The 24,110-nt window shown below is 71.3% G+C and carries 16 protein-coding genes; 14 read left to right on the forward strand and 2 right to left on the reverse strand.

All coding sequences use genetic code 11. The annotated features are described in order from the left end of the window. The first annotated feature begins 130 nt into the window (after nucleotides 1–130). The 12 genes from ACIA6B_RS18085 to ACIA6B_RS18140 all read left to right on the forward strand — a co-directional run bounded on the left by ACIA6B_RS18085 (nucleotide 131) and on the right by ACIA6B_RS18140 (nucleotide 16,297). Nucleotides 131–1,456, forward strand: a complete 1,326-nt coding sequence (locus ACIA6B_RS18085; RefSeq protein ID WP_396774616.1) for a PHB depolymerase family esterase — start codon at nucleotides 131–133, stop codon at nucleotides 1,454–1,456. A gap of 196 nt (nucleotides 1,457–1,652) precedes the next feature. Continuing rightward, complete coding sequence (gene chvE, locus ACIA6B_RS18090) at nucleotides 1,653–2,792, forward strand: multiple monosaccharide ABC transporter substrate-binding protein (protein WP_396774618.1); 1,140 nt, start codon at nucleotides 1,653–1,655, stop codon at nucleotides 2,790–2,792. An 85-nt stretch (nucleotides 2,793–2,877) separates the two neighbouring features. Then, entirely contained in the window at nucleotides 2,878–4,416 is a 1,539-nt protein-coding gene (mmsA, locus tag ACIA6B_RS18095; protein ID WP_396774620.1) for a multiple monosaccharide ABC transporter ATP-binding protein, read from the forward strand. Further along, entirely contained in the window at nucleotides 4,413–5,663 is a 1,251-nt protein-coding gene (gene mmsB / locus ACIA6B_RS18100; protein WP_396774621.1) for a multiple monosaccharide ABC transporter permease, read from the forward strand. The genes mmsA and mmsB overlap by 4 nt, the downstream gene beginning before the upstream one ends. 629 nt (nucleotides 5,664–6,292) lie before the next feature. Next, the gene (gene araB / locus ACIA6B_RS18105) at nucleotides 6,293–7,975 is read left to right on the forward strand and encodes a ribulokinase (protein ID WP_396774623.1); all 1,683 of its coding nucleotides are present in this window, start codon (nucleotides 6,293–6,295) and stop codon (nucleotides 7,973–7,975) included. Then, nucleotides 7,972–8,655, forward strand: a complete 684-nt coding sequence (locus tag ACIA6B_RS18110) for an L-ribulose-5-phosphate 4-epimerase (RefSeq protein ID WP_396774625.1) — start codon at nucleotides 7,972–7,974, stop codon at nucleotides 8,653–8,655. The genes araB and ACIA6B_RS18110 overlap by 4 nt, the downstream gene beginning before the upstream one ends. Before the next feature lie 91 nt (nucleotides 8,656–8,746). Next, entirely contained in the window at nucleotides 8,747–9,742 is a 996-nt protein-coding gene (locus tag ACIA6B_RS18115; protein WP_396774626.1) for an ABC transporter substrate-binding protein, read from the forward strand. Nucleotides 9,743–9,816: 74 nt separating this feature from the next. Then, nucleotides 9,817–11,358 carry a sugar ABC transporter ATP-binding protein gene (locus ACIA6B_RS18120; RefSeq protein ID WP_396774628.1) on the forward strand — a complete coding sequence of 514 codons (1,542 nt, stop codon included), beginning with the start codon at nucleotides 9,817–9,819 and terminating at the stop codon, nucleotides 11,356–11,358. Next, nucleotides 11,355–12,428, forward strand: coding sequence for an ABC transporter permease (locus tag ACIA6B_RS18125; protein ID WP_396774630.1), 1,074 nt, complete (start codon nucleotides 11,355–11,357; stop codon nucleotides 12,426–12,428). Before ACIA6B_RS18120 ends, ACIA6B_RS18125 begins: the two co-directional genes overlap by 4 nt. Then, nucleotides 12,425–13,417, forward strand: coding sequence for a galactofuranose ABC transporter, permease protein YjfF (yjfF, locus tag ACIA6B_RS18130; RefSeq protein WP_396774632.1), 993 nt, complete (start codon nucleotides 12,425–12,427; stop codon nucleotides 13,415–13,417). The genes ACIA6B_RS18125 and yjfF overlap by 4 nt, the downstream gene beginning before the upstream one ends. A gap of 26 nt (nucleotides 13,418–13,443) precedes the next feature. Further along, nucleotides 13,444–14,946 (forward strand): L-arabinose isomerase, encoded by a 1,503-nt coding sequence (gene araA / locus ACIA6B_RS18135; protein ID WP_396774633.1) that lies wholly within the window; start codon nucleotides 13,444–13,446, stop codon nucleotides 14,944–14,946. 361 nt (nucleotides 14,947–15,307) lie between these two features. Beyond that, nucleotides 15,308–16,297, forward strand: coding sequence for a LacI family DNA-binding transcriptional regulator (locus ACIA6B_RS18140; RefSeq protein WP_343446789.1), 990 nt, complete (start codon nucleotides 15,308–15,310; stop codon nucleotides 16,295–16,297). 473 nt (nucleotides 16,298–16,770) lie between these two features. On the opposite strand, the gene ACIA6B_RS18145 is transcribed toward ACIA6B_RS18140, so the two are convergent. Both ACIA6B_RS18145 and ACIA6B_RS18150 read right to left on the reverse strand, forming a co-directional pair. Then, nucleotides 16,771–19,527 (reverse strand): beta-L-arabinofuranosidase domain-containing protein, encoded by a 2,757-nt coding sequence (locus ACIA6B_RS18145; RefSeq protein ID WP_396774636.1) that lies wholly within the window; start codon nucleotides 19,525–19,527, stop codon nucleotides 16,771–16,773. 64 nt (nucleotides 19,528–19,591) lie between these two features. Then, the gene (locus tag ACIA6B_RS18150; protein WP_396774638.1) at nucleotides 19,592–21,070 is read right to left on the reverse strand and encodes an arabinofuranosidase catalytic domain-containing protein; all 1,479 of its coding nucleotides are present in this window, start codon (nucleotides 21,068–21,070) and stop codon (nucleotides 19,592–19,594) included. A gap of 201 nt (nucleotides 21,071–21,271) precedes the next feature. Here ACIA6B_RS18150 and ACIA6B_RS18155 point away from each other — a divergent pair, with 201 nt between their 5' ends. Next, the gene (locus ACIA6B_RS18155; RefSeq protein WP_396774640.1) at nucleotides 21,272–22,537 is read left to right on the forward strand and encodes a cyanophycinase; all 1,266 of its coding nucleotides are present in this window, start codon (nucleotides 21,272–21,274) and stop codon (nucleotides 22,535–22,537) included. Nucleotides 22,538–22,669: 132 nt separating this feature from the next. After that, the gene (locus ACIA6B_RS18160; RefSeq protein WP_396774642.1) at nucleotides 22,670–24,097 is read left to right on the forward strand and encodes a hypothetical protein; all 1,428 of its coding nucleotides are present in this window, start codon (nucleotides 22,670–22,672) and stop codon (nucleotides 24,095–24,097) included. Nucleotides 24,098–24,110: the final 13 nt, after the last annotated feature.

The following is a 24,110-nucleotide window of genomic DNA, read 5'->3' on the forward strand; positions in this document are numbered from 1 at the left end:
GGCACCGGTAGCGCGTCGGGGCTGACCCCGACCTGCGCCGCCCTCTGAGCCCGTCGTCGGCCCGGCCCGCGCGCACCGCGGGCCGGGCCGGCGGCCTCCCGCCCGTCCCCCCGCCTTGGAGGAACCGTCGATGAGAGCGAAGATCGCGCTGTTCGCGGCCGTGCTGGCGACCGCGCTGACGACGGCGGTCGCCGTCGTCAGCGCCGCCGGTCCGGCGTCCGCCGCCGCGCTCACCCAGGTGACGAACTTCGGCACCAACCCGACAAACCTACAGATGCACCTGTACGTGCCGGACCGGCTTCCGGCCCGGCCGGCCCTGCTGCTGGTCCTGCACTACTGCACCGGCAGCGGTCCGGCCATGCACACCGGCTCCGGCTACAGCCCGCTGGCCGACCGCTACGGGTTCATCGTGATCTACCCGTCGGTGACCCGCAGCAGCAAGTGCTGGGACGTGTCGTCGCCGCAGGCGCTGCGGCGCGGTGGCGGCAGCGACCCGGTCGGTCTCAAGTCGATGATCGACTACGTGACGGGCCGCTACCCGGTCGACCCGACCCGCATCGGCGTCGCCGGCGCTTCGTCCGGCGCCATGATGACCAACGTGATGGCCGGCGTGTACCCGGACGTCTTCCACGCCGGGGTCAGCTCGTCGGGCGTGCCGTTCGGCTGTTTCGCCACCACCAACGGCTCGGAGTGGAACAGCGAGTGCTCCGGCGGGCGGATCACCAAGACCCCGCAGCAGTGGGGGGACCTGGTCCGCAACGCGTACCCCGGCTACACCGGCCGGCGTCCCCGCATGCAGATCTGGCACGGCACCACGGACACCACGCTGAGCTACGTCAACTTCGGCGAGCAGATCAAGCAGTGGACGAACGTGCTGGGTGTCTCACAGACCCCGAGCATGACGGACTACCCGCAGGCCAGCGCCACCCGGACCCGCTACGGCGGCACCGGCGGGACGCCACCGGTCGAGGCGATCAGCTTCCAGGGCTACGGCCACTCGATTCCGTTCGACGCCGCCCAGGCGGTGCGGTTCCTCGGCTTCGACGGCACCGGGGCGACCACCCCGCCGCCGAGCCCGACCACGCCGCCGCCCAGCCCGACCACGCCGCCGCCCAGCCCGACCACGCCGCCGCCGAGTCCGACCACGCCGGCGCCGCCGGTGCCGGGTGCGTGTTCGGCGTCGGTGTCGCTGAACTCGTGGACCGGTGGGTTCGTGGCGACGGTGAAGGTGACGGCGGGTTCGGCCGGTACGCGGAGCTGGGCGGTGAGTCTGACGTTGCCCGGTGGGGCGAGTGTGACGAACACGTGGAGTGCGACCGCGAGTGGTAGCACCGGCACGGTGCGGTTCGCGAACGTGGACTACAACGGCCAGCTCGGGGCCGGTCAGAGCACCGAGTTCGGGTTCCAGGGCACCGGTAGCGCGTCGGGGCTGACCCCGACCTGCGCCGCCCTCTGAGCCCGTCTCCGGCGGCGCGACGATCCGTCGTCGCGCCGTCGGACACCACGGACGAACCGGCCGGCCGTAGCCGAGCCTTGTTACGAGACCGAGACATGCGCATTTCCCGTCATCGGTTGACGGTGAATCTTGTGAGCGTTAACACTCCGGGGAGGGTTATCCGTGGGTCCGTGAGTACGCAGGGGAGATGAAGCTCGTGCGCAGACGATTTCTGGCCGCGCTCGGTGGCGTCGCGATCGCCGTCAGCCTGGCCGCATGCAGTGGTGAGGGCGCGGGTGGCGGCGGGGACACCAGCTCGGCCAAGCCCGGCGACCTGACCATCGGCGTCTCGATGCCGACCCAGACCTCGGAGCGGTGGATCGCCGACGGCAACTCGGTGAAGGAGAAGCTCCAGGCCAAGGGCTACAAGGTCGACCTGCAGTACGCCGGCGACGAGATCCCCACCCAGTCGCAGCAGATCGACCAGATGATCACGCAGGGCGCGGACGTGCTGGTGATCGCCCCGATCGACGGCACCGCGCTCAGCGGGCAGCTCCAGGCCGCCGCGGCGGCGAAGATCCCGGTCATCTCCTACGACCGGCTCATCCGCAACAGCCCGAACGTCGACTTCTACGTCAGCTTCGACAACTACAAGGTCGGCGTGGCGCAGGCCAACGCGCTGCTGGTCGGCCTCGGGCTGCAGAACAAGGACGGCTCGAAGGGCACCGCCACCGGCCCGTTCAACGTGGAGCTGTTCGCCGGCTCGCTCGACGACAACAACGCGCACTTCTTCTTCAACGGCGCGATGGACACGCTCAAGCCGTACTTCGACGCCGGCACGCTGAAGGTGAAGTCCGGCCAGACGAAGATCGAGCAGGTGGCCATCCTGCGCTGGCAGCAGGAGACCGCGCAGAAGCGCATGGAGGACCTGCTCACCTCCAGCTACAACGACGGCAGCAAGGTCGACGGCGTGCTGTCGCCGTTCGACGGCCTGTCCCGGGGCATCATCACCGCCCTGCAGAACGCCGGCTACCGCGGCGGGGCCAAGAAGATGCCGGTGGTCACCGGCCAGGACGCCGAGGTCGCCTCCGTCAAGCTCATCAACGACGGCATCCAGAGCTCCACCGTCTTCAAGGACACCCGGCTGCTCGCCGACCAGGCCGTGGTCGCCGCCGAGGCGTTCCTGAAGAAGCAGGAGCCCAAGGCGAACGACACCAAGGCGTACGACAACGGCGTCAAGGTCGTGCCCGCGTTCCTGCTGCCGGTGCAGACCGTCTACAAGGACGACATCAAGTCGGCGCTGATCGACTCCGGCTACCTGACCGCCCAGGAGGTCGCCGCCGGCCGGGCCGGCTGAGCCGCTCTCCGGCGGGTCCGGTGACGCACCGCGTCGCCGGGCCCGCCGGCGCACCGACGCGACGGCCCCGAGCAGGACGGTTTCCATGAGCGATCACATCCTCGAAATGCGGAACATCACGAAGACCTTCCCCGGAGTGGCCGCGCTCCAGGACGTCTCGCTCGCCGTCCGGCGCGGCGAGATCCACGCGATCTGCGGCGAGAACGGCGCCGGCAAGTCCACCCTGATGAAGGTGTTGTCCGGGGTGTACCCGACCGGCAGCTACGACGGGCAGATCGTCCTCGACGGTGAGCCGGTCGGTTTCCGGGGCATCCGGGACAGCGAGTCCCACGGCATCGTCATCATCCACCAGGAGTTGGCGCTGGTGCCGTACCTGTCGATCGCCGAGAACATCTTCCTCGGCAACGAGCGCCGTGGTCGCGCCGGGCTGATCGACTGGCACCGCACCAACGCGGAGGCCGCGGCGCTGCTGCGTTCGGTCGGGCTGCACGAGAACCCGGTGACCCCGGTGATCCAGCTCGGGGTGGGCAAGCAGCAGTTGGTGGAGATCGCCAAGGCGCTGTCCAAGAAGGTGCGGCTGCTCATCCTGGACGAGCCGACCGCGGCGCTCAACGACGTCGACTCGGCGCACCTGCTGGACCTGCTGCGGCGGCTCCGCGACCAGGGCATCACCTGCATCATGATCTCGCACAAACTGGGCGAGATCACCGCGGTCGCGGACTCGACGACCGTGATCCGGGACGGCCGCACGGTCGAGACGCTGGACATGGGCGACGGCACGGCGACCCAGGACCGGATCATCCGCGGCATGGTCGGCCGCGACCTCGCGGCGTTCTACCCGACCCGGACGTCGACGCCCGGCGCCGAGGTGTTGCGGATCGAGGACTGGACGGTGCGCCATCCGACCCAGGACCGGCTGGTGGTGGACCACGCCTCGCTCACGGTCCGCGCCGGCGAGGTGGTCGGCATCGCCGGCCTGATGGGCGCCGGCCGCACCGAGCTGGCGATGAGCGTGTTCGGCCGCGCGTACGGCCGGGACATCACCGGGCGGGTCTTCGTCAACGGCCGCCAGGTGCGGCCCCGCACGGTGGCCGAGGCGATCGCCGCCGGCATCGCGTACGCCACCGAGGACCGCAAGCACTACGGCCTCAACCTGATCGACGACGTACGGGGCAACATCTCGGCCGCCGCGCTCGGCAAGCTGGCGCGCAACGGCTGGATCGACGGCAACGAGGAGATCACGGTCGCCGAGCGGGGCCGGCGCGACATGAACATCAAGGCGCCGAGCGTCATGTCGGTGGTGGGCAAGCTCTCCGGCGGCAACCAGCAGAAGGTCGTGCTGGCGAAGTGGCTGTTCACCGATCCGGACGTGCTGATCCTCGACGAGCCGACCCGGGGCATCGACGTCGGGGCGAAGTTCGAGATCTACACGATCGTCAACCGCCTGGTGGCGGACGGCAAGGCCGTCGTCATCATCTCCTCCGAGCTGCCCGAGCTGCTCGGCATGTGCGACCGCATCTACACCCTGGCGGCCGGTCGGATCACCGGCGAGGTGCCGGTGGGCGACGCCACCCAGGAGAACCTGATGGAACTCATGACCAAGGACAGGGATCTCGTCGGATGACCAGCACGAAGCCCGCCACCTCCCCGAAGGTCGACGCGCCCGACACCGGCGCCGCCGCCACCCTGAAGACCGGGACCAGTGACCCGCGGACGCTGATCCTCGGCAACCTGCGGCAGAGCGGCATCTACATCGCCCTGGTGGTGATCGTCGCGCTGTTCGCGATCCTCACCGACGGCGTCTCGCTGAGCCCCGGCAACCTCACCAACATCGTTCTTCAGTACTCCTACATCCTGGTGCTCGCGATCGGCATGGTCATCGTGATCATCGGCGGGCACATCGACCTGTCCGTCGGGTCGGTGGTGGCGCTGACCGGCGCGGTCTCGGCCGTGCTGGTGATCCGGGAGGGCATGCCGTGGTGGGTCGGCATCCTCGCCGCGCTCGCCGTGGGCGTCGCGGTGGGCGCCTGGCACGGTCTCTGGGTCGCGTACGCCGGCATTCCGGCGTTCATCGTCACGCTGGCCGGCATGCTGTTGTTCCGTGGCCTGACGCTGCGGGTGCTGGACAACATCTCGCTGTCGCCGTTCCCGGCCGAGTACCAGCGGGTCGCGGCGGGCTTCCTCAACGGCCTGCTCGGCGGGCAGGGCTTCGACGCGTTCACGCTGTTCATCGGCGTCTTCGCGGTGGTGGGGTACGCGGCGAGCGTGTTCCGGACCCGGCTGGCCCGGGTCCGCCACGAGCAGCCGGTGGAGTCGTTCCCGCTCTTCGTGCTGCGGGTGGTGGTGGTCGGCGCCGTCGTCATGTGGTTCGCCTGGCAGCTCGCGCACGCCCGGGGCCTGCCGATCGTGCTGATCGTCCTGGCCGTGCTGGTGCTCGTCTACGGCCTGCTCACCCGCCGTACCGTCTTCGGTCGCCAGGTCTACGCGATCGGCGGCAACCTGCCGGCGGCGACGCTGTCCGGCGTACGGGTGAAGACGGTCAACTTCTGGGTCTTCGTCAACATGGGCTTCCTCTCCGCGGTGGCCGGCGTGATCTACTCGTCGCGCTCCAACGGGGCCCAGCCGGCGGCGGGCAACATGTTCGAGTTGGACGCGATCGCGGCGGCCTTCATCGGCGGCGCGGCGGTCACCGGCGGGGTGGGCACCGTCGTCGGCGCGATGGTGGGTGGCCTGATCATGGCGGTGATGAGCAACGGCATGCAGCTCATGGGCATCGACCAGTCGATCCAGTCGGTGGTGAAGGGGCTGGTGCTGCTCGCCGCGGTGGCGTTCGACATCTGGAACAAGCGCCGGGCCGCGGGCAGCCGGTGAGCGGCCGGCCGGACGGGGGTGCGCCGTCCGGCCGGTCATCCGGTCGCCGTCGTGCACGTCGCGGCGACCGGCCATCTGTCGTGTCGTGCCGCGTCCGATGTCAACGGTTCACGGCCGTGCCGGCGCCCGACCGGACCGGCCACTCCGCGCGGCCCGGCCGTCTCTCCGGGGCGCTGCCCGGGTCGTCCGTCCGGAGGCGCGCAGCGGCACGGGCACGGTCCGAATGTTATCGCTGACATCAAACTGTGTGCATCACCGTGCCCGTCGCGGCACGGCCGCCCGGGTGGCCCTACGGCCGTCGGTCGGGTCGGAAACGGGCCGTTGAGAGCCCCTCTACGGGCATCGCGCCGGGCCTCTGGACATCCCTTCGGGTCGCTGCCCGGTCCGCTCGCTCAGCGACCCTCAGGGCATCGATTGTTGTCGTTAACAACGCGCCTCGTCGGGGTGTCGGCCGCCGGTCGCCGGCGTCCGTGGTGGATCTCCCGTCGGCCTGGGCGGGCCGGTCCCCGCGCCGACGGCGGAGGGCGGAGCGTCGCCGTCGGCTCCGTTACGCAGCCGTTGCGCGGAGGTGTCTTGACGGATGTATATGTGAGCGCTAACACTAACTCCGTGACGCGGTGGAGGTGTAGATGAGCGACGTGGAGGCGACCGACCGGTACGTGGTCGGGGTCGACTTCGGCACGCTGTCCGGGCGGGCGCTCGTGGTGCGGGTCCGGGACGGCGCCGAACTCGGCACCGCGGTGCACGAGTACCGGCACGGGGTGATCGAGACGGCCCTGCCCGACGGCGGCCCGGCGCTGCCCCCGGACTGGGCCCTGCAGGACCCGGACAACTACCGCGACGTGCTGCGCGAGGCGGTGCCGGCCGCGCTGGCCGCCGCCGGGGTGGACCCGGCCCGGGTGGTCGGCGTCGGCACCGACTTCACCGCCTGCACCGTGCTGCCGACGCTCGCCGACGGCACGCCGCTGTGCGAGGTCCCGGAGCTGCGCCACCGGCCGCACGCCTGGGTCAAGCTGTGGAAGCACCACGCCGCGCAGCCGCAGGCCGACCGGATCAACGCCCTCGCGCACGAGCGCGGCGAGCCGTGGATCGGCCGCTACGGCGGCAAGATCTCCGCCGAGTGGCAGTTCGCCAAGGGGTTGCAGATCCTGGCCGAGGACCCCGAGGTGTACCGGCGGGCCGAGCGCTTCATCGAGGCGGCCGACTGGATCGTCTGGGAGCTGTGCGGCGTCGAGACGCGTAACGTCTGCACCGCCGGCTACAAGGGAATCCGGCAGGACGGCCGCTACCCGTCCCCGGAGTACCTCGCCGCGCTCGACCCCGGCTTCCCCGACTTCGTGGCCAAGCTGGACGGCCCGCTGCTGCCGCTGGGTGACCGGGCCGGCGTGCTGAGCGCCCGCGCCGCCGCCTGGACCGGGCTGCCCGAGGGCATCGCGGTCGCGGTCGGCAACGTCGACGCGCACGTCACCGCCGCGTCCGCGCAGGCGCTGCGCCCGGGCCGGCTGGTGGCGATCATGGGCACCTCCACCTGCCACGTGCTCAACGGCACCCACCCCGCCGAGGTCCCCGGCATGTGCGGCGTGGTCGACGGCGGCATCAGCCCCGGCGCCTGGGGCTTCGAGGCCGGGCAGAGCGGCGTGGGGGACATCTTCGGCTGGTTCGTGCGGCACGCCGCCCCGGCCGGCCTCGACTCGCACGAGCGGCTCACCGAGCTGGCCGCCGCCCAGCCGGTCGGCGCACACGGGCTGGTGGCGCTGGACTGGTGGAACGGCAACCGCTCGCTGCTGGTCAACCACGATCTCAGCGGGCTGGTCGTCGGGCTGACGCTGGCCACCCGGCCGCCGGACGTCTACCGCGCGCTGCTGGAGGCCACCGCGTACGGCACCCGGATGATCGTCGAGGCGTTCGCTGAGGCGGGTGTGCCGGTCGACGACCTGGTGGTGGCCGGCGGGCTCACCTCGAACCGCCTGCTGATGCAGATCTACGCCGACGTCACCAACCGGAAACTGGGCATCATCGGCTCCGCCCAGGGGCCGGCGCTCGGGTCGGCCATCCACGCGGCGGTCGCCGCCGGGGCGTACCCGTCGATCCACGAGGCGTCGGCGGCCATGGGGCGGGTGGACGAGGCCGTCTACCGGCCGATCCCGGAGAACGTGCGGGCGTACGACGCGCTCTACGCCGAGTACCGGGCGCTGCACGACCACTTCGGTCGCGGCGCGAACGACGTCATGCTCCGCCTGCGGGCGATCCGGAACGCGGCGGTGGACGCCGCCGGGACGCCCGCCGACCCGGCCCTGGAGGTGGTCGGATGAACCCCGACATCGCCCGGCAGGTCACCGCGCTCCGCGAGACGGTGGCCCGCCTGCACGGCGAGCTGACCCGCTACCGCCTGGTGGCCTGGACGGCCGGCAACGTCTCGGCGCGCATCCCCGGTCAGGACCTGATGGTGATCAAGCCGAGCGGCGTGGACTACGACGACCTGACCGCCGACGCCATGGTGGTCTGCGACCTCAACGGGGTCGTGGTCGACGGCGCCGGCTCGCCGTCCAGCGACACCGCCGCGCACGCCTACGTCTACCGCGCGATGCCCGAGGTCGGCGGCGTGGTGCACACGCACAGCGGCTACGCCACCGCCTGGGCGGCCCGGGGCGAGGCGATCCCGTGCTGGTTGACCGCGCAGGCCGACGAGTTCGGCGGCGAGATCCCGGTCGGCCCGTTCGCCCTGATCGGCGGCGACGACATCGGCAAGGGCATCGTCAGCACGCTGTCCGGGCACCGCTCGCCCGCGGTGCTCATGCGCAACCACGGCGTGTTCAGCATCGGCCGGGACGCCCGCGCGGCGGTCAAGGCGGCGGTGATGTGCGAGGACGTCGCCCGCACCGCGCACCTGGCCCGCGCGCTCGGGCCGCCGCTGCCGATCGCGTCCGCCGACGTCGACTCGCTCCACGACCGCTACCAGAACGTGTACGGCCAGCGCCCGCCCGCCGGGTGACCCGGACCAGCACCACCTCATCCCACCACCACAACCGGTCGCCCCGGCCCCGCCGGTCGCGCGCCCGGATCACCCCACCCCGAGGAGAACGATGCGAACCAGGAGTACGGCCCGCACGGTGATCGCGGCCCTGACCGGCGTGCTGCTCGCCGGCGGCATGGTCGCCTGCGGCAACAGCGACACCGGCGGCGATTCCGGCGGCGGCAACGACAAGATCGTCCTGGGTTTCTCCCAGGTCGGCGCGGAGAGCGGCTGGCGGACCGCCAACACCACCTCCATCAAGGAGGCGGCGGGCCAGGCCGGCATCGAGCTGAAGTTCGACGACGCGCAGGGCAAGCAGGAGAACCAGATCAAGGCGATCCGGAACTTCATCCAGCAGAAGGTCGACGTCATCGCCTTCTCGCCGAAGGTCGAGTCCGGCTGGGACACCGTGCTCAAGGAGGCCAAGGACGCCAAGATCCCGGTGATCCTGACCGACCGCGCGGTCGACTCGCCGGACAAGTCGCTCTACAAGACGTTCCTCGGCTCGGACTTCGTCAAGGAGGGCCGGCTCGCCGGCGAGTGGCTGGTGGAGCAGAAGAAGTCGGCCACCGGCCCGGTCAACATCGTCGAGCTTCAGGGCTCGACCGGCTCGGCCCCGGCGAACGACCGGAAGAAGGGCTTCGGCGAGGCCATCGCGGCCAACCCCAACCTGAAGATCATCGCGTCGCAGGACGGCGACTTCAGCCGCGCCGGCGGCAAGCAGGTGATGGAGCAGTTCCTGAAGGCCAACCCGAAGATCGACGTGCTCTTCGCGCACAACGACGACATGGGCCTGGGCGCGCTCGAGGCGATCACCGCAGCCGGCAAGGTGCCCGGCAAGGACATCACCATCATCACCGTCGACGCGGTGAAGGACGGCATGCAGGCGCTCGCGGACGGCAAGTTCAACTTCATCGCGGAGTGCAGCCCGCTGCTCGGCCCGCAGCTGATGGACCTGGTGAAGAAGGTCAAGGCCGGTGAGGAGGTGCCGGCCCGGATCGAGACCCAGGAGACGACCTTCACCCAGGAGCAGGCCAAGGAGGCACTGCCCAACCGCAAGTACTGAGCCACACCCGGGGGTCGCCGTCACACCGACGGCGGCCCCCGTGCCACCACCGTTTCCAGAAGAGGTCCGATGGTATGACGGGTGACCGTCCGGTCCTGACCATGACCGGAATCAGCAAGACCTTCCCCGGGGTCCGCGCGCTCCACGACGTCGACTTCCGGCTGTTCCCGGGCGAGGTCCACGCCCTCATGGGCGAGAACGGCGCCGGCAAGTCCACCCTGATCAAGGTGTTGACCGGCGTCTACGACACCGACGCCGGCACCGTCACGCTCGCCGGTGACCAGGTGTCGTTCAGCGGGCCGATGCAGGCCGCCGCGGCCGGCGTCAGCACCGTCTACCAGGAGATCAACCTCTGCACGAACCTGTCGGTGGCGGAGAACATCTTCATCGGCCGGGAGCCCCGCCGGCTGGGCGCCGTGCACTGGGGCGAGATGCGTCGCCGGGCCCGGGCGCTCCTGGCCCGGCTCGACCTCGACCTGGACGTCGCCGCGCCGCTCGGGACGTACTCGCTCGCCGTGCAGCAGATGGTCGCCATCGCCCGGGCGATCGACGTGCGGGCCCGGGTGCTCATCCTCGACGAACCGACCTCCAGCCTGGACGCCGGCGAGGTCGCCCAGCTCTTCCGGATCATGCGCCAGCTCCGGGACGAGGGGATCGCGATCCTGTTCGTCACGCACTTCCTGGACCAGGTCTACGACATCGCCGACCGCATCACGGTGCTGCGCAACGGCACCCTGGTGGGGGAGTACCGCACCGAGGAGCTGCCGCAGTTCAGCCTGGTGGAGAAGATGATCGGCCAGGAGCTGGACGTGCTGGAACGGCTCGAGGAGCAGCAGAAGCGCGCCACCGTCGCACCGGACGGGCGGGCGCCGCTGGTGGACGCCGCCGAGCTGGGCCGCCGCGGCGCGGTCGCCCCGTTCAGCCTGCGCATCCACGCCGGTGAGGTGGTCGGCCTGGCCGGCCTGCTCGGCTCCGGCCGCACCGAGGTGGCCCGGCTGCTCTTCGGCGCCGACCGCGCCGACCACGGCCAGGTCCTCGTCGACGGCGGCCGGGCGCCGCTGCGTACCCCGATCCAGGCCATCGACCGGGGCATCGGCTTCTGCTCGGAGAACCGCCGCGCGGAGGGCATCGTTCCGGAGCTGTCGGTCCGGGAGAACATGATCCTGGCGATGCAGGCCGCCCGCGGCTGGCTGCGGCCGATCCCGCGCCGCCGGCAGGACGAGCTGGTCCAGAAGTACGTCCAGGCGCTCAGCATCCGGCCGGCGAACCCGGAGCTGCCGGTGCGCAACCTCTCCGGCGGCAACCAGCAGAAGGTGCTGCTGGCGCGCTGGCTCATCACCGAGCCGCGCCTGCTCATCCTCGACGAGCCCACCCGCGGCATCGACATCGGCGCCAAGGCCGAGATCCAGAAGCTGGTGGTGCAGCTCTCCGACGGCGGCATGGCGGTGCTGTTCATCTCCGCCGAGCTGGAGGAGGTGCTGCGCCTGAGCCACCGGGTCGCGGTCATGCGGGACCGCGAGATGGTCGCCCAGCTCGACAACGACAACTCGCTCGACGCGGACCGCGTCATGCGCACCATCGCCAGCGGAACCCCCCGGGAGGAGGTGAACCGATGAACACCGTCACCGAACGCCTCCGCCCGCTGACCGGGCACCGCCTGTTCTGGCCGGTCCTGGTGCTCGTGGTGATGCTCGCCGCGAACACCGCCTACCGGCCCGGCTTCCTCGCCGTGGAGGTCAAGAGCGGCCACCTGTACGGCACCCCGATCGACATCCTCCGGTTGAGCGCGCCGCTGATCCTCGTCGCGCTCGGGATGACCCTGGTCATCGCTACCGGTGGCATCGACCTGTCCGTCGGCTCGCTCTGTGCCATCAGCGGCGCGATCGCCTGCCTGCACATCAGTGAGGCGGCCGACCCGAACAGCCTGTCCACCGTGCTCACCGCGCTCGCCCTGGCGTTCGGCGTCGCGCTGGTGCTCGGCGCGTGGAACGGGGTGCTGGTCGCGGTGATCGGCATCCAGCCCATCATCGCCACGTTGATCCTCATGGTGGCCGGCCGGGGGATCGCCCAGCTCGTCACCGAGGGGCAGATCCTCACGATCAACTCCGAGCCCTACCGGGCCATCGGGGTCGGGCACGTCCTGACGCTGCCGCTGGCCATCCTGATCGCGCTCGCCGCGGCACTGCTGGTGGCCGCGTTCACCCGGCGTACCGCGCTCGGGCTGATCGTGGAGTCGGTCGGCGGCAACGCCGAGGCCAGCCGGTTGGCCGGCATCCGGTCCCGGCGCATCGTCTTCCTCGTCTACGTGGTCAGCGCCGCGTGCGCCGCGATCGCCGGCTTCATGGTCACCGCGAACGTGTCCAGCGCGGACGGCAACGCCGCCGGGCTCTGGATCGAGCTCGACGCGATCCTCGCCGTGGTGATCGGCGGCACCTCGCTGGCCGGCGGCCGGTTCTCGCTGGGCGGCACCGTCCTCGGTGCGCTGATCATCCAGACGCTGACCACCACCGTGTACGCCATGAACATCTCGCCGCAGACGTCGTTGCTGTTCAAGGCCGTCGTCGTCATCGCCGTCTGCCTGATCCAGGCCCCTGCCTTCCGGGCCCGGTTCCGGTGGCGGCGCCGGCGCGGCGTCGAGCCCGGTCCGGCGACGCCGCAGCGGGAGAAGGAGCAGGTGCCGGCATGACCAGCACGTCGTTGTCCACCGTCCGGTCCTGGCGGCCCAGCCTGCCCCGGCGACACGTCCCGGTGCTGGCCACACTCGCGTTGCTGCTGGTCATGTACGGCATCGGGGTGTCGCAGTACCGCGCCTTCTCCAACGTCCAGGTGGTCTTCAACGTCTTCATCGATAACGGTTTCCTTCTCGTGGTCGCGGTCGGCATGACGTTCGTGATCCTCACCGGCGGCATCGACCTGTCGGTCGGTTCGGTGGTGGCGATGACCACGATGGTGTCGGCCGCGCTGCTGCGCGACGGGATGCCGGCGGCCCTGGTGCTCGTCATCGCGCTGCTGATCGGCCCGACGCTGGGGTTCCTGATGGGCTGCGCGATCCACTTCTTCGACATCCAGCCGTTCATCGTCACGCTCGCCGGGATGTTCTTCGCCCGGGGCATGTGCACGTTCATCAGCGGCGCCTCGATCTCCATCACCGACGGCTTCTGGACCGGCATGTCCCAGGAGCGCATCGGCAATCCGGCCGGGAACTTCGTGTCGATAAGTGTGCTGATCGCGTTCGCGGTGGTCCTGGTGGCCGCGTACGTGCTGGCGTACACCCGGTTCGGCCGCAACGTGTACGCGGTCGGCGGCAACGCGCAGTCGGCGTTGCTGATGGGCCTGCCGGTCGGGCGCACCCGGATCGCCGTCTACACCATCAGCGGGCTGTGCTCGGCGATCGGTGGCATCCTGCTGTCGTTCTACACGCTCTCCGGCGCGCCGCTGATCGGCGTCGGCATGGAGCTGGACGTGATCGCCGCGGTGGTGATCGGCGGGACCGTGCTCACCGGCGGGTCCGGCTACGTCTTCGGCACCGTCCTCGGCGTGCTGGTGCTCGGTGTCATCCAGACGCTGATCACGTTCGACGGCAGCCTCAACTCCTGGTGGACGAAGATCGTGATCGGCGGGCTGCTCTTCGCGTTCATCCTCCTCCAGCGCCTCATCGGCATCCGGTTCAAGTGACGGCTCCTAGCGCGGAAGGCAACAACATGGCAACTCACCCCCAGCCCGAGGTCTGGTTCCTCACCGGCAGCCAGGGCCTCTACGGCGAGGACACGCTCCGGCAGGTCGCCGACCAGTCCCGGGAGATCGCCGCCCGGTTGGACGCCTCGCCGGACCTCCCGGTCCGGGTGTGCTGGAAGCCGGTCCTGACCTCCAGCGCGGACATCCTGGCGGTGTGCCGGGACGCGGCCGTGCAGGGCGCGGTCGGGGTGATCGCCTGGATGCACACGTTCTCGCCGGCGAAGATGTGGATCGCCGGGCTGGACGCGTTGCAGACGCCGCTGCTGCACCTGCACACGCAGGCCAACGTGGCGCTGCCGTGGGACACCATCGACATGGACTTCATGAACCTGAACCAGGCCGCGCACGGCGACCGCGAGTTCGGGTACATCCAGACCCGGCTCGGGGTGGCCCGCAAGACGATCGCCGGCCACGTCACCGACCCGCGGGTGGTCGACCGGGTGGCGGCCTGGGCCCGCGCGGCGGTCGGCTGGTCGTCGATGCGGACGCTGCGGCTGGCCCGGTTCGGCGACAACATGCGCGACGTCGCGGTGACCGAGGGGGACAAGGTCGAGGCGGAGCTGCGGTTCGGCGTCTCGGTCAACACCTACGGTGTGAACGACCTGGTCGACGCGGTCGACCAGGTCGCCGACGCGCAGGTGGACGACCTGGTCAAGGAGTACGACGACACCTACCGGGTGGACGCGGCGCTGCGTCCCGGTGGCGAGCGGCACGAGGCGCTGCGGTACGCCGCCCGCCAGGAGTTGGGTCTGCGCACGTTCCTGGACACCGGTGGCTTCCGCGCGTTCACCACGAACTTCGAGGACCTGGGCGGCCTGCGCCAGCTCCCCGGCATCGCGGTGCAGCGGCTGATGGCCGAGGGGTACGGCTTCGGCGGGGAAGGGGACTGGAAGACCTCCGTTCTGGTCCGGACGCTGAAGGCGATGGCCGTCGGCGTGGCGGGCGGCACCTCCTTCATGGAGGACTACACCTACGACCTGACGTTCGGGCAGGAGCTGGTGCTCGGCGCGCACATGCTGGAGGTGTGCCCGAGCATCGCCGCCGACGTGCCGACGGCGGAGGTGCACCCGCTCAGCATCGGTGGGCGGGAGGACCCGGTCCGGCTGGTCTTCAACGCGGCGTCCGGCCCGGCCGTGGTGCTCGGCATGGCCGACATGGGGGAGCGATTCCGGCTGGTGGCCAACGTGGTCGACGTGGTGCCGCCGCCGCAGCCGTTGCGCCGGCTGCCGGTGGCCCGCGCGGTCTGGCGGCCCCGGCCGGACCTGTCCGGTTCGGCGGAGGCGTGGATCACGGCGGGCGCGCCGCACCACACCGTGCTCTCCCAGGCGGTGGGCGTGGAGGAGCTGCGCGACCTGGCCTCGATGACGCGTACCGAGCTGGTGGTCATCGACGGCGACACCGAGCCGCACCGCTTCGCCGACGAGCTGCGCTGGAACCAGGCGTACTACCGGCTCGCCCGCGGATTCTGATCGCGCCGGCAGTTCTGTGCCGGAAACCGGTTCGGTCGCCGTGACGCGGGTCACCATTTTCCGCCCCGGACGCGCCGGAGAATTGCCCGGGGTGGGGTGCCGGCACTCGCCGGAAAGGCCCCACCCCGGTCCTCCGACCGGTCCGGAGCTGCGGCTTCCCCGCGGTCGCCACGAATGGGAAATGGGCTCGCCGTCAATTCTCCGATAATCCGACAGGATGACGCGAACGGTGGATCGACCGTACCCTGACCGGTGGGACAACTGGCGTAGACTGTCGCCACCCGGGCCGGTCCGGTCGACGTCGACCCGGTTCGGCCACGTGGGCAGTGGCGAAAGTGAGGTGGCCGTGCGCGGTCCTGCGATGACGGACGTGGCACGCCTCGCCGGCGTCTCGCACCAGACGGTCTCCCGGGTGCTGAACGGGCATCCCAATGTGCGGGAGCAGACCCGACTACGGGTCCAGGCGGCGATCACCGAACTCGGCTACCGACCCAACCGCGCGGCCCGCGCGCTGGTCACCGGCCGGTCCCAGGTGATCGGCGTGGTCGCACAGAACACCACGCTCTACGGCCCGGCCTCGCTGCTGGCCGCGCTGGAGCAGACCGCCGCCGAGGCCGGCTTCGCGGTCAGCGTCGGCAGCGTCAGCGACCTCGACCACCGGTCCATCTCGGCCGCGGTGGAGCGTCACCTCGCGCACCGGGTGGCCGGCATCGTGGTGATCGCGCCGGTCGAGTCGGCCGGCGAGGCACTGGAACGGCTGCCCCACGACGTGCCGCTGGTGACCGTCGACGGCGATCCGCGCCGGCCGATCCCGCTGGTGACGGTGGACCAGGTGGCCGGTGCCCGGGCCGCCACCCAGCACCTGCTCGATGCCGGGCACCGGACGGTCTGGCACGTGTCCGGCCCGTCGGACTGGTTCGACAGCGCCGGCCGGATCGAGGGCTGGCGCGAGGCGTTGCGGCTCGCCGGCGCCGAGGTGCCGCCGCTGGTCCCGGCGGACTGGTCGGCCGCGGCGGGTTACCGGTGCGGTCAGATGCTGGCCCGGATGCCGGAGGTCACCGCCGTCTTCACCGCCAACGACCACCTGGCGCTCGGTGTGCTGCGGGCGCTGCACGAGCACGGCCGACGGGTGCCGGACGACATCAGCGTGGTCGGTTTCGACGACGTGCCGGAGGCGGCCTACTTCATCCCGCCGCTGACCACCGTGCGCCCCGACTTCGGGGCGGTGGCCCGGGCGAGCCTCGATCTGCTGCTGACCCAGATCGAGTCCGCCAGCGTCGGGCCGCTGCGACAGACCATCGCGCCGACGCTGGTCCCGCGCCGCAGCGTCGGCCCGCCCCCGCTGCGCTGAGCCTCGCCCCGCTGCGTTGGTCCTCCCGGGCCTGCCGAGCCCTATCCCGCGTGGCTGACCTCCCCGGTGCGCCGAGCGGTTCTTGGCCTACCCGGTCCCGCATCGCGCCGGGCGGCATGCCGCTGTCCGCCCTGCGGAGCTGAGCGCACGAACGACTCCGCCCTCGCTCGGCCGACCCGACGCTCGGCGGACACGGCGAGGGCGTGACGGCGCGTGATGTGACGGAGCTTCGGCGACCGAGTCGTTCGTGCTCTCCGCTCGACAGGAGCCACCGAGGTCAGCGGCCGGTTGTGCGCCGATCCTGTTGGGTCGGCAGGGCGTCGGCGGGCGGCCGACCGGGCGTCCGCCGGGCGCGTCCGATCAGCCGGCTCGCGCGGCGGGGCGGAGCCGTCGCCGCCGGGTCGCCCGGCCCGGCGGCGACGGCGTCACCACGGAGGTACGCGGCGCGGGCGCCGCGACGCGTACCCCGAGTCTCAGACGAAGCGCCAGCGCTGGTGGGCGGCGCCGGAATCGTCGCCGAGCACGGCCTGTGCCCCCTGGCTGCCGGAGCCGCCGCTCAGGCCCAGCACCCGACCGCCGTTCGCGCACTGGATCCGGAAGTAGCCGTTCCCGCCGTGACGCAGCCGCCAGCGGTGGTCGGCGGCGCCGTTGTCGGCCCACTGGACGATCCGCGCGCCGGCGGCGGTGGAGCCGCCCTCGACGCCGAGCACCCGGCCGCTGTTCGAGTTGCGCAGCCGCAGGTAGCCGCCGGTGTCCACGAGCGCGGTCCAGAGGTGGTCGGCGGTGCCGGAGTCGCCCCACTGGATGACCAGCCCGCCGTCGGCGGTGGACATGTCCTGCACGCCGAGCACGAGCCCGCTGCCGAGGTTCTGGAGCCGGCGGGCGCCGTTGGGCAGGAAGCGCCACTGGTTGTCCGCGCTGCCGTTGTCCGGATCCTGCACCGCCATCGCCCCCTGCGCGGTCGAGCCGCCGGAGATGCCGAGCAGCTTGCCGCTGTTGACGTTGCGCAGCTTGTGGGTGCCGTCGCCGACGTCGACCACGGTCCAGAGGTGGTCGGCGGTGCCGTTGTCGGCCCACTGGAGGATCCGCGCGTTGTCGGTGGTGGACATGTTCTCCACGCCGAGCACCTTGCCGCTGTTGACGTTGCGGAGTTTCAGCGCCGACCCGTCGACCAGGAGCTGCCAGTCGTGGTCGGCGGTGCCGGTGTCGCCCCACTGGAGGGCGAGCCCGCCGTCGGCGGTGGACATGTTCTGGATGCCCAGCACGAGCCCGCTGGCGGCGTTGGCCAGCCGGAAGCTCGCCTCGCCGCCACCGCCGCCGCCCGTGCCGGCCCGCCAGTAGACCGTGTAGTTGAACCCGTGCGCGTCGTAGAAGGGTCCGAGGTTGACGGCGGCGCCGTTGGCGGTGGCGGTGAACGCCAGCGAGCTGCTCCCGGTCCGGGTGACCGAGGCGACGTCAAGCGTCGGCAGCGCGCTCAGCGTGGTGTTGCCGTAGTTGCCGGAGAGCACCACCGGCCCGTACATGACCGCCTGGACCGCCGCGTCGTCGTTGGCGGCCACCGTGGTCACCCGCATCGGCAGGCGGACCGTCACCACGTCCCCGGCGGTCCAGTCGCGGGTCAGCACGGCGTAGCTGCCCGGCGTGGTGGCGATGCCCTGCGCCGTGCCGTTGACGCTGACGGTCGCCCCGGTGGTCCACGACGGGATCCGGATCCGCATCGTCCACGACCCGGCCACCGAGCCGGTGACGGTGAGCGTCGTGGTGTCCGAGACCGGGTACGCGGTGCTCTGGGTGACCGTGATGCCGCGTTGGCTCCAGGTGAGCACCGAGGGCAGGAACAGGTTGACGGTCAGCGTGGTGCCGTTGTGGTAGTAGATGCCCTCGGCCAGGTTGGTGTTGGTCTCCAGCCCGGTGCCCTGGCAGCACCAGAACGAGTTGTAGTCGGTGCTCCAGGTGCCGCCGCCCCAGGCCGGGCCGACACCGCGTCGACCGCCCGGGTTCAACGGGGTGAAGTACGTGACGTGGCCGTGGCTGTCGGCCGGGTTCTGCTGGCCGATCATGTGGTTGAGCAGCGCCCGCTCGTAGAAGTCGACGTATCCGACCCGGTTGGGGTCGAGCTGCCACAGTTCCCGCGTCAGCTTGAGCATGTTGTAGGTGTTGCACGCCTCGCAGGTGTCGTTGCGCAGGTAGCCGGCGATGGCGTTGGGCGCGCGGAAGTGCTCGGCCTGGCTGTTGCCGCCGATGGCGTACGTGTGCGCGCCGACGGTGATGTTCCAGGCGTTGGTGGCGATGTCGCGGTAGCGGGTGGTGCCGGTGGCCTTGTACTCCCGGGCCGCGCCGATCCACTTCGGCACCTGGGTGTTCGCGTGCAGTCCGTTGAGCTGGTCGGAATTCGACGCGAGCGGGTTGAACACGGCGGCGTGGTCGAAGCGCTGCGCCGTGGTCAGCCATCGGGCGTCACCGGTCTGCTGGTAGAGATCGGTGAGCACCGCGTTCATGCCGCCGAACTCGGTGCCGAGCATGGCCTGCATCTGGGCCGAGGTGAGCCGGCCGGTGCGCTGGTCGACCCAGCCGGCGAGCGCCAGCAGCACGTCCCGGGCCTGCGTGCTGCCGATCAGGCGCCACACGTCGAGCAGGCCGGCGAGCGTCTTGTGGACGCAGTAGTACGGCACGTTGCCGTTGCTCAGCGTCCGGGCCTCCAGCGCGGTGAAGTCGGACTCCGGAAAGCCGGACAGGTAGCCGGTGCTGAAGCCGGCCGCGCCGTTGTTGGCCTGGCACTTCGCCAGCTCGGCGACCATGGTGACCGCCTTGTCCCGGCAGGTGGTGTCGCCGGTCACCGCCCAGGCCTGCGCCCAGGCGGTCAGGAAGTGGCCCTGCATGTGGGTGCGGAACGGGAAGTTCGGCGCGTCCCAGCCACCGTTGGCGGCGGCCCCGGCGGTGGAGAGCCGGTGGTTGGCGCGGAAGTTGTAGAGCAGCCGGTTGACGTCGACGAAACGCAGGTAGGTCAGTGTGCGGTTCTGGTTGTCCAGCCAGCGGCTCGCGGTCAGCCGGACCTGGCCGGGGTCGAACGCGTACGCGGAGACGCCGATGTCCGGGCGGGCCGGGGCCAGCGCCGCGCCGGCCACGCCACCGCCGGTGAGAGAGCCGACGGCGGCGCCGGCGGTGGCCGCGACGGCGGTCGCGCCGGACGCGCGCAGGAGCATCCGGCGGTTCATGAGGGGTGCGGGCATGCGAAGCCTCCGGGACGGGGGTACGGGGTGGGCCGGGCGGGCCGTCGCCCGCCCGGCCGCCGGATCAGTTGCGCAGGTTCCACTGTTGGTTGGCGCCGCCGTTGCAGGTCCAGAGCGCGACCTTGGTGCCGTTCGCGGTGCCCTGGCTGGTGGCGTCGAGGCAGAGCCCGGACTGGGCGCTGCTGATGGTGCCGTTGCCGTTGAGGTTCCACTGCTGGTTGGCCTGGCCGTTGCAGTCCCAGATGATGGCGCGGGTGCCGGCGGTGGTCCCGGACGCCTCGGCGTCGAGGCACTTGTTGCCGTACACCTGGAGTTGCCGGGCGGCGGTGTAGGTCCAGCGCTGCATGGTGCCGCCCCAGCAGTCCCAGAGCTGCACCTGGGTGCCGTTGGTGGTGCTGCCGTTCGGCACGTCGACGCAGCGGCCCGACTGGCCGCCGACGATCTCGACGTTCTGCCGGCTGCCGCCGGTGGCCGCCGCGTAGCCGGCGGCGGTGATGTTGGCCTGGACCGCGTTCTCGGTGGCGTCGGTCGGGTAGCCGGAGGTCATCACGCCCTCGTAGAAGGTGCCGGCGGAGCCGTGGCTGTTGTCGCCGCCGATGCCGAGGATGATCGCGCCTTCCTTCTTCATCGGGTTGTAGCCGGGCGCGTTGGGTCGGGGCCCGTTGTAGTACGTGGACAGCGCGCCGGACTGGGCGTTGCCGGCCCGGATGGCCCAGTGGTTCGGCTCGCCCTTGACGATCGCGGTCAGGAACCGGTGGCTCACCGACGGGTCGTTGGCGTTGTAGCCGGGATTGACGCCGGAGAAGAGGCCGTTCTCCAGGTCCGCCATCACCCAGGGGCCGTTGCCGGTGCCGTAGCCCCAGACCTTGATGTTGCCGAAGTAGATGGCTTCCATGGTGCCGTTGCCGTTGTCGCGGCTGTTGGTCTCGGCGTTGCCGTAGTCGAAGCAGCAGCCGCCGTTGTAGTGGGTGCCGTCGAAGACGGCGTACATGCCCTCGGGCTGGTCGCCCTTGGCGATGCCGTTGGTGCTGTTGTTCCGGTAGCCGGTGCCGGGCGCCACGAACACCCCGTACGCTTTGCGGCCGTTGAGCGTGACCGGCGCGAGTGTGGCGTCGGCGAGGTTGTCGTAGCCGCCGGCCGCCGGGCCGGAGAACCCGCCGGGCGGCGCCTGGGTCAGGTGGTTGCCGCGGCCGGACTGGTCGTAGATGACGCTGATCAGGCAGCTCGTGTTGGCGCAGAACGTGTCCTGGGTGGCGGCGTTCGCGACGTCACCGGCGGCGAGCGGCGCGACGTCGCGGGTGGTGTTGTCGGACGCGCGGCGCAGCTGGTAGAGCGGCCCGGCATAGCCGCCGTAGAGCGCGCGGGTGGTGCTGTGCGCGGCCACGCAGGGCGTGCCCCCGGCGGCGTAGATGTCGCAGGGGCCGGTGCCGGCGGCGCGCGCCGGGGACGCGTCCGGGGCGATCACGGACGCGGTCACGGCGACCAGCAGGGCCAGGGGGGCGAGCGCGACCGCCAGGCGACGACGGGTGGTGGTGGGGTCCATCGATCCTCCTCCGACGGAGATGACGACCAAGTTAACGCTAACAATCGCCCTTAGCGTGGCGTTTACATTGGCTACTGTCAACGCTTCATTGGCGTCGGAGATCAACGAGAGGCGATGTTAGCGCTCTCAACATTGTCGCCGCGACACGGATGCCGTACGCTCTGCTCGCGGTCCGCCCTCACGGTTCTGTGAGGAGCAACCATGCCCTTGAACCGCCTGCTGACCCTGGGGGTCGGCGCCTGCGCGGCGGTCGTGCTCGGTGTGCCGGCCGCCGCGGTCCCGGCCTCGGCCACCGTGTCCCACCCGCACCGCCACGGCGGCAGTCTGGTGCTGGTCGGCGGCGCGCTCGCCGACGACAACCGGGAGATCTACGACGACATCGTCCGGCTGGCCGGCGGCCCCGGAAAGGCCCGGATCGGCATTCTCACCGCGGGCGCGCCGGTGCCCGCCGAGGATCCCGACGCCGGCACGCCGGACTGCAACAACAGCGTCTGCAACGGCGACTACTACGCCGACCTGTTCCGCTCCTACGGGGTGGCCGACGCCCGGTGGATCCCGATCGACCTGGACCACCCGGGCGCCGCCGACGATCCGGCGGTGGTCCGGCAGATCGAGTCGATGACCGGCTTCTTCCTCGGCGGCGGCGACCAGTACCGCTACGTCACCACGATGACCCGGGGCGCGGCGCAGCGGGACAGCGCGGCGTTGGCCGCGATCCGGCGCAAGCTGCGCGGCGGCGCGGTGGTCGCCGGCACCAGCGCGGGTGCGCAGATCATGGCCGGCCGGGACATGATCACCGGTGGTTCCACCGAGCCGGGGTTGCGCGACGGCGCGAAGCCGGGTTACTTCGACGACCCGGACGTGCTCGGCTACCTGCCGCGCGGCGGGTTCGGGTTCTTCACCGCCGGGCTGGTCGACACGCACTTCTCCCGCCGGGGGCGGGAGGCGCGGTCGATCCGCCTCGCCTCGGACACCGGGCACGACCGGGTGTTCGGCCTGGACGAGAACACCGCGCTGGAGGTGACCGGCGTCGGCGGTGGGCGACAGTCGCTGCGGGTGCTCGGGGAGCGCGGGGTCGGCGTGCTGGACCTGCGCCGGGCCCGGGTCACCGACCACGACGGGGTGTGGGGGATCGAGGGCGTGCGGTGGAGCCGGCTCACCGCCGGGGACGCGTACGACGCGCCGCGCTGGCGGCTCGTGCCGGCCGCCGGCAAGCCGCGCGTCCGGCCGGCCGCCGGCGCGTGCGCCGCGACGCCGTCCGAGGACGTCTTCTACGACTACGCCATGGTCGGGCTGGTGGAGGACGGTCTGGCCGCTCGCGCCGGGTGCGTGGCGGTCGGCGGCACCTCGTACGAGAAGGACCCGATGTGGGAGGCGCGGCTGACCCGGGGCGCCGGCTTCGCGGTGTGGCGGGGCGCGACGGCCACCACGTTCACCGACGTGGTGGTCGGCATCCGACCGGCCTGACGCGGTGGGGCGGCGTCGGGCCCGGGTGTCCGGCGCTGCCGTCACCGGCATGTAACAGAAGTTACGTATTGAGCAGTGAACTTAATGGATGTAACTTCTGTTTCATCGCTTCGTGGCCCCTCGGAGGTGCCCATGTCCCCTTCCCGCAACTCTCGCCGGCTCGCCGTGACGGCAGCCGCCGCCGCGCTGCTCACCGTCGCCCCGCTCGGCGTCACCGCCGCGCACGCCCAGGTCACCCGGGTACGCCAGGGCAGTGCCACGGATGCCAGCCGGGCGAGCTGGTCCGGCCCGGCGTACACCATGAACGGCTCCGGCGGCATCGTCACCGCCACCATGACCAAGGCGGTCGACGCGATCCGCGGCGGCACCGGCGCGATCGACGTGGTGGTCATCGCCGGCTCCGGCTCCGGCACCCCGGAGTGCGACGTGATCACGCCGCTGGCCGGCGTCAACTCCTGCACCACGCTCACCCTCACCGCCGCCAACGACGGCAACAACAGCCAGGTCAACACGGACATCCGCAACGCCGAGTTCGTCTACTTCGCCGGCGGCGACCAGTGCCGGTACGTGGCCTGGAAGGGCACCGCGCTGGAGGCGTCGGTGGAGTCGGTGGTGGCCAAGGGCGGCGGCGTCGGCGGCGGCAGCGCCGGGCACCACGTCAACAGCGACGTGGTCTACGACGCCTGCACCGCGAGCACCACCTCGGCGACCGCGCTGGCCAACCCGTACGACAGGTCGTTGACGTTCACCACCGGCATGTTCCGCTGGCCGAACTACGCCGGCACGATCAACGACTCGCACTTCGTCACCCGCGACCGGATGGGCCGGACCATCGCGTTCGTGGCCCGCGCGGTCAAGGACGGGCTGGTCACCGGCGGCAAGGCGTGGGGCGTCGGCGTCGAGGAGGGCGCGTCGCTCTACGTCGACCGGGCCGGTCGGGCCACGCTCAGCGGCCCGAGCGCGTACGTGGTGCTCGGCGACCACCAGCCCGAGGTGGCGGTGTCCGGGCAGCCGCTGACCTACACCGGTGTCAAGATCTGGAAGCTGACCGACGGGCAGAGCTACGACTTCGCCAACCGGCCCACCTGCGGCTACTACCTGCGCAGCGTGCGTGCCGGCGTGCCGGACAGCAACCTCTACAGCGGCACGCCGGTGACCGACTGCTCGTCCACCCCGCCGCCGTCGGGCGGGTCGTCCTACGCGGAGGTGGAGCCGAACGACTCCCGGACGGCCGCGAACGACATCTCCGGACTGACCTACCCGGCCACCGTCACCGGGGACATGAAGAGCACCTCCGACCGGGACTACTTCTCGCTCACGCTCGGCAGTGGACAGACGCTGACCGTGAACTGCGCGGTGCCGTCCGCCTACGACGCGGACCTGTACCTGCTCAGCGCCACCGGCAGCACGCTGACCCGGTCGGTGAACGACGGCGCCGGGACGGACGAGTCGGTCACGCTGACCCGGACCGCCTCCGGCTCGGCCACCTACCACCTCGACCTGGAGGCGTACGCCGGCTCCGGCACCGCCGACTACGCCTGCGCGATCACGAAGTCCTGACCGGAACGGGTTC

Source organism: Micromonospora sp. NPDC051141, from assembly GCF_044455765.1.
Lineage (GTDB): Bacteria > Actinomycetota > Actinomycetes > Mycobacteriales > Micromonosporaceae > Micromonospora.